Origin of the sequence: Lachnospira sp. (assembly GCF_016290755.1) — a bacterium.
Classification (GTDB): domain Bacteria; phylum Bacillota; class Clostridia; order Lachnospirales; family Lachnospiraceae; genus Lachnospira; species Lachnospira multipara.
Map to the genome: position 1 here is coordinate 13,204 of NZ_JAEEVD010000003.1, position 13,813 is coordinate 27,016.

10 protein-coding genes are annotated in these 13,813 nt (G+C 35.9%); 2 read left to right on the forward strand and 8 right to left on the reverse strand.

The window, feature by feature from the left end:
• Positions 1-23 precede the first annotated feature (23 nt).
• The 5 genes from uxuA to QVA17_RS01845 form a co-directional block, all read right to left on the reverse strand.
• Complete coding sequence (gene uxuA / locus QVA17_RS01825; protein ID WP_027431061.1) at positions 24-1,073, reverse strand: mannonate dehydratase; 1,050 nt, start codon at positions 1,071-1,073, stop codon at positions 24-26.
• A gap of 41 nt (positions 1,074-1,114) precedes the next feature.
• Positions 1,115-1,951 carry an HAD family hydrolase gene (locus QVA17_RS01830; RefSeq protein ID WP_287386068.1) on the reverse strand — a complete coding sequence of 279 codons (837 nt, stop codon included), beginning with the start codon at positions 1,949-1,951 and terminating at the stop codon, positions 1,115-1,117.
• A gap of 21 nt (positions 1,952-1,972) precedes the next feature.
• On the reverse strand, positions 1,973-3,718 hold the full coding sequence (locus QVA17_RS01835) for a glycoside hydrolase family 3 protein (protein WP_287386069.1): 1,746 nt from the start codon (positions 3,716-3,718) through the stop codon (positions 1,973-1,975).
• A 76-nt stretch (positions 3,719-3,794) separates the two neighbouring features.
• On the reverse strand, positions 3,795-4,181 hold the full coding sequence (locus tag QVA17_RS01840) for a TM2 domain-containing protein (RefSeq protein ID WP_287386071.1): 387 nt from the start codon (positions 4,179-4,181) through the stop codon (positions 3,795-3,797).
• A 21-nt stretch (positions 4,182-4,202) separates the two neighbouring features.
• The gene (locus tag QVA17_RS01845; protein WP_287386073.1) at positions 4,203-5,672 is read right to left on the reverse strand and encodes an MFS transporter; all 1,470 of its coding nucleotides are present in this window, start codon (positions 5,670-5,672) and stop codon (positions 4,203-4,205) included.
• 202 nt (positions 5,673-5,874) lie between these two features.
• Here QVA17_RS01845 and QVA17_RS01850 point away from each other — a divergent pair, with 202 nt between their 5' ends.
• Positions 5,875-7,107 (forward strand): AraC family transcriptional regulator, encoded by a 1,233-nt coding sequence (locus QVA17_RS01850; RefSeq protein WP_287386075.1) that lies wholly within the window; start codon positions 5,875-5,877, stop codon positions 7,105-7,107.
• Here QVA17_RS01850 and QVA17_RS01855 read toward each other — a convergent pair.
• Together QVA17_RS01855 and QVA17_RS01860 are read right to left on the reverse strand one after the other, a co-directional pair.
• Positions 7,094-7,906 (reverse strand): class I SAM-dependent methyltransferase, encoded by an 813-nt coding sequence (locus tag QVA17_RS01855; RefSeq protein ID WP_074521934.1) that lies wholly within the window; start codon positions 7,904-7,906, stop codon positions 7,094-7,096. The two genes, QVA17_RS01850 and QVA17_RS01855, sit on opposite strands and share 14 nt — an antisense overlap.
• Positions 7,907-8,047: 141 nt before the next feature.
• Complete coding sequence (locus tag QVA17_RS01860; RefSeq protein WP_287386077.1) at positions 8,048-9,256, reverse strand: iron-containing alcohol dehydrogenase; 1,209 nt, start codon at positions 9,254-9,256, stop codon at positions 8,048-8,050.
• Positions 9,257-9,547: 291 nt separating this feature from the next.
• Between QVA17_RS01860 and QVA17_RS01865 the strand changes: the two genes are divergently transcribed.
• Complete coding sequence (locus QVA17_RS01865; protein ID WP_287386079.1) at positions 9,548-11,671, forward strand: glycosyltransferase family protein; 2,124 nt, start codon at positions 9,548-9,550, stop codon at positions 11,669-11,671.
• A 68-nt stretch (positions 11,672-11,739) separates the two neighbouring features.
• Here QVA17_RS01865 and tkt read toward each other — a convergent pair whose 3' ends face one another.
• Complete coding sequence (gene tkt, locus QVA17_RS01870) at positions 11,740-13,734, reverse strand: transketolase (protein ID WP_103952658.1); 1,995 nt, start codon at positions 13,732-13,734, stop codon at positions 11,740-11,742.
• Positions 13,735-13,813: the final 79 nt, after the last annotated feature.

Sequence of the window (13,813 nt, forward strand, 5' to 3'; positions counted from 1 at the left end):
ACTTCCTTTCTAAAACTACTCGATTATTTTTCTATTGAGCCACCATTAGCTTCAATTAAACCATTAATATATGCTGAACCAAGGGCTCTATCAAAAAGTCCATAGCCTGGTTTACCTGTTTCACCCCAAATCATACGTCCATGATCTGGTCTAAAATATCCATCAAATCCTGTCTCAACTAATGCCTTAACGATAGCATTCATATCAAGGCTACCTTCTCTTGTTAAATGTCCAGATTCTTCAAAAGATGTATCTTCTAAGATCTTTACATTTCTTAAATGCATAAAGCCGATTCTCTTCATTTCTGAATACTTTCTAACTAACTTAGGAATATCATTCTTAGGTGAGCAGCCAAGTGAACCTGTACAGAAACAAAGTGTATTTGAAGGGCTGTCAACGATTGAAAGATATCTATCAATATTTTCTTCGCAAGTAATAACTCTTGGAAGACCAAAAATTGGATATGGAGGATCATCTGGATGAAGAGCCATAACTACGCCACATTCCTCTGCAACTGGAATAACTCTCTCAAGGAAATACTTAATATTTTCCCAAAGTCCTTCTTCTCCGATTTCACCATACGCTCTAATAAGCTCTCTTACCTGGTCCTGTGTGTAGCTTGAATCCCAACCTGGAAGATGAATGTCATCCTTTAATGGGTCAAGTCCCTTTAACTGATCCCAGTACATAACAAGGCTTGTTGAACCATCGGCTGCCACCTTATCAAGCTGTGTACGTGTCCAATCAAATACTGGCATGAAGTTATAAGTTACACACTTAACACCGTACTTTGCACATCTTCTAATAGACTCGCAATAATTTTCAATGTGTCTATCACGCTCAGGGCTACCAAGCTTGATTTCCTCTGTTACAGGAATTGATTCAACCACATCAAATACAAGACCGTTTTCTCTACACTTATCAGCAATGTACTTAATGCTTTCCTCTGGCCAAACTTCACCAGGCTTAACATCATATACTGCAGATACGATAGAACGCATACCTGGAATCTGACGAATGTTTTCTAGTGTGACAGGATCGCTGTCACCATACCAACGAAATGAACTCTTCATAGTAATTCTCCAATCTTTAATTTCTAATTTTTGTAAAAATGTTACTTTAAATTATCTAAAAACTCGTTTTCCTTGATTTTTCCATATTCCTTATAATCAAGTCCAATAAACTTATTAATTGCTACATTCATAAATTCTTTCCAAGAATCTGCTTCATGCTTAACTAGAATAGGATAGAAGTTAACATTATTAGTCATGGCAGCTTTTCTGTCTCCAGGGGCATCACCAATCATAAGAATTTTGTCTTCTTCATATCCTAAACTCTTAAGCTTTTCAATACATATCGCCTTAGTTCCAGAATCCTGACAGCAGAGACAATCTACCGTTCCTAATAGATTGCAACGCTCCCATTCTTCTACTACTGCTTCTTTGTTGGCACTTGATACAACAGCCACATCAGCGTATTTCTGTGCCATTTCTAGTCCTTCTTTGACCCCATTAAAAGGACATTTTTCATCATCACCTAATTTGTCAATTGACTTATTAACTTCTAATGACCAGTTAAGTGCTTTTGAATAAATCGGACTTCCTGTCTCTTCTATTCTTTTCTCAATTGCTCTATTACTTAACTCTGCTGCAGTGTTAGTCCACTCAACAAATTCTGCGATGCCATCGATTTCACAGTACTTCTTATCAATTTCTTCAAGGGCCTTTGAAAGTCCTGCAAATCGATTGATTCCTCTAGTCATACTGTATAAATTAATTTGATTCCATCTTTCAAGGATTTCCTCTTCCCATTTTGAAAGATTCCATTCCTTAATCATACATGGACCAAAACACTTAAAGTGCTTAATATCCATAGTATCCATAGCGCATCCGTCGCTATCTACACATATAAGAAAATCTTTATTTTTCTTGAATTCATCTAAATTAACCATAGTATTTCCTTCCACTAAAAACTAAAGTCTTGTATCCCATCTTCCACAGAATACTGTTTCATCAGCCTTACCTCTAAACTCATCTAAACCAATCATCTTCTCGATAGCAGCTCTAATATGTTCTCTCTTTGGAGCATAAGCATTAATAAATGTATGAAGCTGTGGTACATCGATTAAATGGTTAGTATAGTTAAGACTCATACCAATTGTTGGAACTTCTTCGTTATACCAAGGAAGCTCGCAACTATGGTTAATACTCCAACGAAGTCTTACGTTGTTCTCCTGAGCGTAACCCTTTACATTAATTACAACTAAAGCTAAATCATGATTATCAACGAACTCTTTTCTAGTTTGATGATTTAACATCTTGATAAAGTTCATTGGAGAGACTCCATTTTCAACCTCTAAATCATGGTAGTTAGGGCAAACATCAACTTCAAAGCCTGCTCTTTCTAACTCTTCAATTACAAGGTTCTTTACTGGATCTCCTGTATATCCCTTAGATGTTGGTGTTGAACCTACATAAACAAGGAATAATCTCTTTTTCTTATTAACATCAACCGGAATATTATTTCTTGTATCCTTAACAAGTGTGATACATTCCTTGGCTGCCTGAATAGCAAATTCATGGTGAGCATCACAACCAATAAGGGCTAAATCATCCTTTGATGGAATATTTCTTACTTCTGTGTTCATGTTAAGATGAGCCTTAAGACCTAAGATTCTATGAAGTGCATCACTAAGTCTTTCCTCTGTTAACTTACCTTCTTCGTAAGCCTTCTTAACATAACCCATATCTTCCTCTACATCATTTGCAAAGAGGAACATATCGCAACCTGCAATAATTGCGCCTGGAACTGCGTCGCATCTCTTGCTTGTAGCACTAAGACCTACCATGTGAGAAGCATCAGTAATTACAACACCGTTAAAGCCCATGTCTTCTCTTAAAAGGTCTGTAAGTAATTCCTTTGAAAGAGTTGCTGGCTTAATATCCTCATCCTTAATTCCTGGAACTAACTTTCTAGACATTTCTGGAAGAGCAATATGTCCTACCATAATTGCCTCAAGGCCTTCCTTAATAAGACTTCTATATACATAACCAAAATTATCTTCCCATTCATTTACAGACATATTATTAACACCCATAACAAGATGCTGATCTAACTCTTCAACACCATCTCCTGGGAAATGCTTAGCTGTACATGCCATATTAGGATTAGCTGCCTTAACACCCTTTATATAAGCTCTAGCATTTTCTAATACCTTTTCTGGATCCGAACCAAAGCTTCTTGTATTAACGATTGTATTTCTCCAGTTTTTATAAATATCAACTACAGGATTAAACATCCAGTTACAGCATAATGCTGAAGCTTCTTTAGCCGCTACGTATCCAAGATTGTAAGCATTTTCATAACCCTCTCCAGCTCCGCATTCAGCTGCTGTTGCTACAAATGTACCTTCCTTACTTACGCCTATACCGCCATCATCACAATTAGCAGCAATAAAGAGAGGTGTCTTACTTGTCTTCTGATAAAATGAATTCTGATGATATACAGTTTCATTATCTCCACCTTGCCAACGAAGGCCGCCCTGATGAGAAACGCTTAAGTCTTTCTTGATCTTTTCTTCATCAACGCCCGGTACCGCCTTTAATAAAACAAAAAGCTGACCAATTTTTTCATCTAATGTCATTGAATTAATTGTTTCCTCAACCCAGTTAATCTGTGTTTCATTTAAATTAAAGGGGCTCTTTTTTAAATCTACCATTCTAATACTCCTGTTCTAATTGCTTTTTTTAAAATGTTATCTTCTGTTTTTATCAGTAATTTGTAAAATTAGTAATCTATAAAGTTATTAAATTACCATCCTTAGTTTCAAGAAAAGCTGCATACCATATATCAAGAACACTTAACGCAAATGAAAGGCCCGTTACGCTAAGTAAAAGATATACAACTCCCATTATCTTTCTTCCAATTAGGAACTGATGAATGCCAAAGAGTCCGCCAAAAAGTGCTGTAAGACAATACTTCTTTTTACTAATCTGTACTGGCTTTCTCTTATCTTTTAAATCAATATAATAATTAATACATTTTTTCCAAAATGGAGTTCTTTCCTTAATTCCATACTCTCTCTTTAATTGTGAAAGCTCTTCCTCTGCTTTTATTAATTCATTAATATCAATTCTAGATTCGTCCTTTTCTGACTTTCCCTTTGACATTACATTTTCCATAAACAGCTCCTATCTGCTTTATTAACCAACTTGATTCTTAGCTTTAATTTCTGCAATCTCCTGCTGAATTTCATTCATCTTTTCCTTGTTTAATGGATAGAACTTCATAGCAACAAGGTTACAAATTAATCCGAATAAAACTAAACCATACATTCCTACCATACCAACTACAAACAACTTAGTGCTATATGGTGTCTGTGCTGTTGGAAGTGCGCTTGCAAATCCAATAATCGCACACATCAAACCAACGATTGTTGATGCTAAAGATGAGATTAACTTATCTACAAAACTAAATAATGTACCAATCATACCTGGAACATATTTACCACTACGATATACTTCATAATCTGCGCAATCCGCTGTCATTGTAATAACAACATTTCCATTAACAGTATTAAATCCGTTAAAGAGAATTGTTAATAATAAGAACAATACTGTAAATACTGTCCAACCACTAAATACTCCATCTCCTGGAAGGCTAAGAGTTCTTGGATTACCAATAATAAATAAAGCTATTAATGCTAAACAGCTAAATAATGCTCCCCAAGAACCAATTACCATTGAACGCTTCTGTCCAAACTTAGCTGAAATCCATCCTGAAATAAAGATGATAAAGATAATGTTTGGAATAATTGTGTAAGCATTTAAGACACCGGATACTGCTGCATTTCCACATACAATACCATAAACAATAAGAGTAATTGTTGCATCACTCTTTGTCTGAGTTGCAAGCTTATCTGTTGATGCTGAAATAACTAACATCTGAATTGCTCTGTTGTTTTTAATGATTTCAAGGTAGTCCTTAAAGGAAACCTTTGAAACACCGCCAATACCGAAGTATTCTTTTCTATCCTTCTCAATTAAAGAAATAATAACGATTACTGAAAGTATTGCTGAAAATACTACAGAGAATAACCAGTGTTCTGCAAAGAAAGCACTTGAAAAGCTGTAATTGTGCTTCTTAAGTAAATATGTGTATGAATAATAAGGCATTGCAGCAAAGAAAATTGCATTACCAAGTCCAAGGAAAACCGAAAGAAGTGGTCTTTGCTTTGGATCATTAGTTAAACAAGTCTGTGCTGACTTTGTTACAACACACTGAAGTGTATATCCCACAATATAGATTGCATAGAAGATAATGAATACTACAAATCTTCCTGCCTTTGGTACGCTAGGTACTAAAAAGAACATGATTGCACTCATTGACATCATGATCACTTGTCCGATTAATACAAAAGGTCTGTTTTTTCCAAAACGTCCTTCTGTCTTATCGACAATAAAACCTATAAAGGGATCAGTCACACCATCCCAAATTCTCATTACAGTTACAAGTGAAGAGGCAATTACTACGCCCACACCTACAAAACCTGTTAAGAAATAGGCGATAAAAGTCATTAACCATAAATACATATTAGTTGCTACATTGTTAAGTGAGAATCCAAAAATCTGCCAAAGTTTTGCACGATGGATTCCATTGTTTTCATTTCCCATAATACATTTCTCCTTACATAGAGTTATTTTCTTGACAATTTGAGTATATCTCTTATAATTCTTATATACCCGCACAATTTTTAGTAAGAATAGCATAATTTTTTAGTTTGCTATTTTTAGCATAAAAATAATGCTATTTTATATGTAAAATGTGCTAGTATTTTGTATACAATTTGTTAAAAATTAAACAGGAGGACTTCTAATGAACGCTGATTTGATTTATACCTACAAGAATATTTTAGAAGCACTTGGAATTCAGTTTCTTCTAATTAATAAAAATCTAGATAACTTAGATGAGCTCGATTACAAATTTAGAAGCTCACTCTATGACAATTTTGATTATGAAACCATCCTAAAGGATGTTATTAAAGAAGAGAAAACTTCTCCAGTGCTTTTCTTTAAGGATGACTTTAATTTAAATTACTGCTTCTTTGAATTACCCTCAGTAATTCAGGAAGAATATAAGGCTAAGTATGCAATTCTTGGTCCTGTTATCTACAGATTTATAACCCAAAGGGACCTAGATGAAATCATGGAGGAGCACCATTTTCCTTTATCCATATCAAAGGATTTACTAGAATTCTACAATCGAATTCCTTCGCTTCCTACCCACGACTTTTGGATTTCCCTGCTTATGCCACTTTTAAAGCCTTTGTTTGGAAGCAATAACGACTATCACTTTATTGATATTGCCGATGAAATCGTTAATAAAAAGGAGGAAAAAAAATACGACCTTGCAGAGAATCCTGACCACACTTCCTTTCAGGCAGTTGCTGATAGATATAAGGCTGAAGATGCCATGCTTGCTGCAGTTATAAACGGTAACACAGATTTAGCCGTGGAGCTTTATCACAGATTTAGGCAGTTTAACATTTCCCCAAGAACCCCTGATAATCTTAGAAATGTTAAGAACTTCCTGATTATCTTTAACACCAACCTACGTCGTGCCGCCGATACTGCCCAGATTCATCCCTACTATATCGACAATCTTTCAAGAGAATTTGCCATTAGGATTGAATCTACCAACAATATATCGCAGCTTGAAAGCTTGAGTATTACTATGCTTCGTAGATACTGCATGCTAGTGCACAATTACTCTACCAAGAATTATTCTTCAATTATAAAAAAATGTATCGAGAAGATTCGCTTTGAATATAACGAGCACATTACTCTAGATAGTTTGGCTTCTTATCTTGCAATTACACCAAGTTATCTATCGGTGCAATTTAAAAAAGAAACCTCACAAACTATTACGGATTACATCCAGAATGTCAGACTTGAACATGCAATTTTACTGCTTAATTCCACTTCTGATTCTATTCAGGAAATCGCTAGTTTGTGTGGCTTCCCAGACTCGAACTATTTTACTAGAGTATTTAAAAAGAAAAAGGGACTAACCCCTAAGGAATATAGAAAGCATATTACTTTTGCATAAAGCAATCATATCTTATGGAAGTGCCCTTGTAGGAAAATTCTGGAGTTCTATCCCCTAGAGTTTCTGCCTTCATAGGGCGCTTTATTAAAATCTTCTTTGGATTAAGACTTAGGGCTGCATTTACCATTTCCTCACCATTAAAGCAAGGGCGCTCTAGCTTTTGAATTAGCTGGAATTTCTTCTTAATCTTTGAAGACTTCTGTCTTTCAGGAAACATAGGATCAAGATAGATTAAATCTGGCATATCAGCTACTACCTTAGTTTCATCCTTCTTTAATTCAGCCATATTAAGCATAGCCTCAATACTATCGCCCTCCACTAATTTCATGCGCATTACCATGTCCTTAATTTCAGGAATCTTTCTAGCTCTAATTAAACAATCCTTTAAAAGGGCTGCAATTACAGGATCCTTTTCATAAAGCATAACTTCATAGCCTGCCGCTGCAAGAATAAGAGAATCCTCTCCAAAACCTGCTGTAGCATCCATTGCCTTAAGATTAGACTCTCCTTCTTTTATCTTTGCGGCTCTTGCAATTAACTCATGCTGCCACATATCATCCTTTACTCTAGGAAGCATATTATTAAAATCAGCCTGAAGTCTTAATTTACCACCAACTAAGGATAAACCCTCTTTATCATATAGAAGAACCAAATCATTTTTAGATACTTCTTCTAGTTTTCTAATCTGTTCTACTTTCAAGTGATTAGCTAACTGCTCACCATCCTGCTTATATCTTTTATGGTCTACACAAACATAAAGTTTTGCCTCTACATTTTCATTAAAATCTTTCTTTGCCATTAAAACACCTAACACTTTCATAATTTAACTAGAACTATTGTAAACAAAAATGTCGCTTCACGCAAATTGTGAAGCGACATTAGGATTTGTATTTATAATCTTTATCGAATTATGATTAAAGTATTTCTAAGCCCCGTCTTTTTAGAAATCAACTTCTGTATCATAATAACAGCACTTAAGAAGCTTTTCCATTTCTTCCTGGCTTGGCTGTCTTGGATTTGAACCTGTACAAGCATCAAGAATTGCATTAGCTGCAATATCATGTAACTTAGCTAAGAATTCTTCCTCTGGAACGATTGTCTCACCTGGAAGACCACCCTCGCCATAGTTATTAATGCTGTGTGGAATATTAAGATCATCATTCATCTTACGAAGATAAGCTATTAAGTTATCAATCTTCTCTGTCTCTGTGTTACCACCAAGGTTAATAAAGTCTGCAATCTTAGCATATCTCTTAGCTGCTGTAGCATCTTTAGAGTTAAACTTAATAACCTTTGGAAGATACATAGCGTTAGCTGCACCATGGATAATATGACCCTTTTCAAATGCAGCACCTGTCTTATGAGCCATTGAATGTACAATACCAAGTAAAGCATTTGAGAATGCCATACCTGCTAAGCACTGTGCATTATGCATTGATGAACGACATGACATTTCGCCATTATATGACTTAACAAGGTTTTCCTTAATCATTTCAATAGCATGAAGAGCTAATGGATCTGTGTAATCACAGTTAGCTGTTGAAACGTATGCTTCGATAGCATGTGTCATAGCATCCATACCTGTATGAGCTACTAACTTAGCCGGCATTGTTTCTGCTAAATCTGGATCTACAATAGCCACATCTGGTGTAATCTCAAAGTCAGCGATAGGATACTTAATTCCCTTTGAATAATCAGTAATAATTGAGAATGCAGTAACTTCTGTTGCTGTACCTGATGTAGAAGGAATAGCACAGAAATGAGCCTTCTTTCTAAGCTTTGGAAGACCAAATACCTTACACATATCTTCAAATGTTACTTCAGGATATTCGTACTTAATCCACATAGCCTTAGCTGCATCAATTGGAGAGCCACCACCCATAGCTACAATCCAATCTGGTCCAAATTCCTGCATTACACTAGCACCCTTCATAACTGTTTCAACAGATGGATCTGATTCAATACCTTCGATAAGCTTAACTTCCATACCAGCTTCCTCTAAGTACTTCTGTGCTCTATCTAAGAAGCCCCCACGCTTCATTGAGCCACCACCTACACAAATTACGGCCTTCTTTCCTTCAAGAGTCTTTAGCATCTCTAAAGATCCTTTTCCATGATATAAATCTCTTGGTAAACAAAAACGTGCCATACAAAAACCTCCAATACATTACATATTATATTGACAATTGTTAATCTATTAACAACTAAATCTATTATACTACATTTGATATTTTTTCTCAATAAAGATTGATAGATTTCTGACAATTTTTATTCCCAAATATGTGAAAGTTAACTAAAAGAAGTGTCTATTTTTTACAAAAGCAGCTTTTTCTATACAAATGTGCTAAATTCCCTTATGACAAGAAGCAATTTAATAGCAAAAATATAAAAAGTGTGTTATATTAAAAATATAAAATTTTCTAACAAAGGGGGACTGCTAATGACCAACTTAAAAGTTCAAGGCGCAGATACTAATCGAGTAATTGGCAGTGAATCTGTGTGCCCAAGTATTTGTCTAGCAATTTGCTATTTTGATGCAAATGCTAATCTACTAGATAGCGTCTATTCCGCACTATCACTAGGCCTATCCAACACACATATCCTTGTAATTGATGCAATCTCCACAGCTAAGGCAAGCATAGATAGCGAAATTCATTCTGACTCTGTAGAGCTTTTAGATATAAGTCACATAAACTTTGCAAATCTAGCTCAGCTAAAAAACCATGTAGTAAACTGCATTGAAAGTGAATACATTTGCTTTATTAATGCAGGCTGGAAACTTACAAGAGAAAAGATAACTAGTCTTTTTAACTCGCCTATAACAGATTCCATTGAAAGTTTCAAAGATATTCTAACTACAAATGTATCCTCCATCGGGCTTTTAGCCTATAAAACCGACCTTCTAAAGGACTTTAAATTTAACAAGGCTATTTATTCTGGTGAGGATTTCGAACTGATTCTTCGCCTACTTGTGACGGACATGAAATCAAGTGAAGGCATAATTAACGAAGACATTTTTTATCTTGAAAGCGAGGATTACAACTTTAATCCAAGCATTAGCTTTTTTGACACCTTGGCCTACTGCCTTGGAAAATATAGTAACATCCTAAACTCTCTTTCAATCTATGAGGAGATTAGCGACTACTACACTGAAATTGCTAAGACCAACAACTATAAAGTTAAGTTTGAAGAAAAGCTTTGCAACTACTTAACTCTAGAGAATAACTACGAGTTAGGAGAAAACATTTTCCTTGCAGCCTCAGCCTATTACTACAACAACGAAACAGCTAAGGCTACAAACCTTTTGACAAAATATTTCTGGCATGAGAATGAAATCACAAGAACTGCCTCTCTTACTGAGAAAAACATGCTTCTCTACATCATGGCAGAAATCGCAAGTATATTTACAAGCGAGGAACTAAAGACGGCATTTCTTAATAAATACCCAACTCTAAGGAGCTTTAAAAAGGACTATCTCCTTGTGAAATTCGCCCTTAGACGAATCTGGTTTAAAAAAGATTGTCTTGATAAGGACTATCTTCTAAGGCTTCTTATAACTAGGGACATCCCAGTAGAGATGCTTACAGTTATAACAAAGTATGCTAGCAGCCAAAACTATTCTTTAGAGCTTTTTGAAAATGTAGCAAAACAGCTGGGCTCATCAAAACTAGACAGGCTCTACTTTAATAAGTTTGACTGCTTTAAAACTATTCTAGAAAAGGATTTAAAGGAGAGGCAAATTTCTCAATATAGCATAAAGGAAAGACTTGATAATCAGACTGATTCTAGTATTAATTCTCGTATCTTTTACACAGAACTTGATTTAACTAGGGATAGTTTTACACAATCAGGCCCTGATTCTTCCACAAACACTTTACAACTTCATCCAAAAAAGGATCTAGACTTAGAAAAGATTGCCATTATCTTTTGTACTAACAATGAAGTTTACAAGGAAGAATGCCTATTTTATCTAAAGGATTTAAAACTGCCAGAAGGTTTTAGCCTTGAAATAATTGCTATTAAAAATGCAAGCTCCATGACTGAAGGTTACAACTTCGCCATGAGTCACACCAACGCTAAGTTTAAACTCTATATTCATCACGATACATTTTTGATAGATAGGGACATTTTAATAAAGCTAGTCACTGCCTTTAAAAAGGATTCTAATATTGGAATGCTTGGAGTCTTTGGTTCTGCAAGTCTTGATGGTTCTTGCAAATGGTACAAGAGCCCTATAGATGACAACTACTTTAATCTATATCAGGATGAGATTCTTGATGTGTTAACTTCAGTAAAAAGACCAGAGGCAGGTAAAATAGCTGAAGCTCTAGCAATTGATGGAGTATTTATGGCAACTTCCGTGGATATTCCTTGGGATAAGGACTGCTTTAATGACTGGCATTTCTATGATATTGCCCAATGTTTTAAGATGAGAGAAGCTGGGCTTAAGATAGGATTTTTAGGTACGGATAGCATTTGTCTACTACACGAAAATAGCCTAAATAAAGATCCTGACTTTAAGTATGAGCTCTATGCTTCACTTTTTAAGAATACTTATTATTAATCTATATAAAAAAACAAACCCCAGCTAATTAAAGCTGGGGTTAATTATAATCACTAATCTATGATTAATTATCTATTAACTACTTTCTTTACTGTATTAACAACGTTCTCTGTTGTAAATCCGAAGTGTTCGAAAAGTGTCTTAGCTGGACCTGAAGCACCAAAGCCCTTCATTGAAACAACTTCACCGTCAAGACCAACATACTTATACCAACCAAAGTCAGATAATGCTTCAACTGCAACTCTGTTACGAACTGCCTTTGGAAGAACTGATTCCTTATATTCATCAGACTGAGCATCGAATACGTCCATAGATGGCATACTTACTACTCTTACATCAATTCCATCTGCTGCAAGGCTTGCCTTCGCCTCAACTGCAAGTGAAACTTCTGAACCTGAAGCAATGATGATTGCATCTGGTGTTTCCTTTGTAGAATCTTCTAATACGTAACCACCCTTAAGAGCTTCCTTGCTTGAACCTGCAAGCTGTGGAAGATTCTGTCTTGTAAGAACAAGAGCTGTTGGCTCGTTAGTTGAGCTTACTGCATGCATCCAAGCTGCAGCTGTTTCTGTTCTATCAGCTGGTCTAAATACTGAGATTCCTGGCATTGAACGGAATGCAGCTAACTGCTCGATTGGCTCATGTGTAGGACCATCTTCACCAACACCGATTGAATCATGTGTAAATACGAATGTAAGTGGTAACTTCATAAGTGATGTAAGTCTAGCCATTGGCTTTACATAATCACTGAATACGAAGAATGTAGCAACAAATGCCTTAAGACCACCGTGAAGAGCTAAACCGTTACCGATTGCAGCCATTGCCTGCTCACGTACACCAAAGTGTAAGTTAGAACCTGCGTAGTTCTCCTTAGAGAAATCACCAGCGTCCTTCATGTTTGTCTTATTAGATGGCGCTAAGTCAGCTGAACCACCAATTAAGTTAGGCATCTTAGTCTTAATAAGGTTAAGGATTGAACCAGATGTAGCTCTTGTAGCTTCTGCCTTCTCACCCTTAGCCCAGTATTCTTCTGAGTCAAATAATTCTGAAAGATCAGCACCGTTAAAGTACTTATCCCATAATTCCTTCATTTCTGGATACTTAGCGCAGTAGTCTGCAAATAACTTATTCCATTCTTCTTCAGCCTTAGCCTTCTCTTCGCCAATCTTCTTATAGTTATCATAAACTTCTTCTGGTACGAAGAAATCTTCCTTTGATGGCCAGTTGATGTTCTCCTTAAGTGCTGCAACATTATCAACACCAAGAGGCTCACCATGAGCACTAGCCTTACCCTGCTTAGCTGGGCAACCAAAACCGATAAGAGTATTAACCTTAATAAGTGTAGGTCTTGTTGTATCAGCCTTAGCTTCTTCAATTGCCTTACCAATTGCCTTAAGGTCTGTTCCGTCTTCAACTTCAAGAGTCTGGAAACCAAAAGCCTTAAATCTAGTTACAACGTCTTCTGTGAAAGCAATATCTGTGCTACCTTCAATAGAAATGTTGTTTGAATCGTAAAATACGATTAACTTGTTTAATCCTAATGTACCTGCAAGTGAGAAACATTCTGATGAAATACCTTCCATCATACATCCGTCTCCACCAAGTACGTATGTGTAGTGATCAACTACCTTGTAATCATCCTTATTAAATACTGAAGCTAAATGTGCTTCTGCCATTGCCATACCAACAGCCATAGCCATACCCTGGCCTAAAGGACCTGTTGTAGCTTCAACACCTACAGTGTGACCATATTCTGGATGTCCTGCTGTAAGTGAACCGAACTGACGGAAATTTTTTATATCATCAAGTGAGAGATTTCCAATTCCAAAAAGATGTAATAATGAATATAAAAGCATAGATCCGTGTCCACCTGAAAGGATGAATCTATCTCTATCAACCCAATCTGGATTAGCTGGGTTAAACTTCATATGGTTAGCCCATAATTCATAAGCCATTGGAGCAGCGCCAAGTGGTAAACCTGGATGACCAGAATTTGCCTTCTGGATAGCATCTGCTGATAAAACTCTTATTGCATTTACTGACATCTCATCAATATTGTTCATTGTTATAATCTCCTATATCTATCATAATAATGTTAATGTAATCTTTATCACATAAAGTGACCTTGGCAAGCATACCATG

What these genes read in the sequence shown, in the direction of transcription:
- QVA17_RS01830 (WP_287386068.1), bottom strand. Translation starts at nt 1,951, where the DNA reads ATGGTTAATTTAGATGAATTCAAGAAAAATAAAGATTTTCTTATATGT.
- QVA17_RS01845 (WP_287386073.1), bottom strand. Translation starts at nt 5,672, where the DNA reads ATGGGAAATGAAAACAATGGAATCCATCGTGCAAAACTTTGGCAGATT.
- QVA17_RS01855 (WP_074521934.1), bottom strand. Translation starts at nt 7,906, where the DNA reads ATGGCAAAGAAAGATTTTAATGAAAATGTAGAGGCAAAACTTTATGTT.
- QVA17_RS01835 (WP_287386069.1), bottom strand. Translation starts at nt 3,718, where the DNA reads ATGGTAGATTTAAAAAAGAGCCCCTTTAATTTAAATGAAACACAGATT.
- QVA17_RS01840 (WP_287386071.1), bottom strand. Translation starts at nt 4,181, where the DNA reads ATGGAAAATGTAATGTCAAAGGGAAAGTCAGAAAAGGACGAATCTAGA.
- QVA17_RS01850 (WP_287386075.1), top strand. Translation starts at nt 5,875, where the DNA reads ATGAACGCTGATTTGATTTATACCTACAAGAATATTTTAGAAGCACTT.
- QVA17_RS01860 (WP_287386077.1), bottom strand. Translation starts at nt 9,256, where the DNA reads ATGGCACGTTTTTGTTTACCAAGAGATTTATATCATGGAAAAGGATCT.
- QVA17_RS01865 (WP_287386079.1), top strand. Translation starts at nt 9,548, where the DNA reads ATGACCAACTTAAAAGTTCAAGGCGCAGATACTAATCGAGTAATTGGC.
- tkt (WP_103952658.1), bottom strand. Translation starts at nt 13,734, where the DNA reads ATGAACAATATTGATGAGATGTCAGTAAATGCAATAAGAGTTTTATCA.
- uxuA (WP_027431061.1), bottom strand. Translation starts at nt 1,073, where the DNA reads ATGAAGAGTTCATTTCGTTGGTATGGTGACAGCGATCCTGTCACACTA.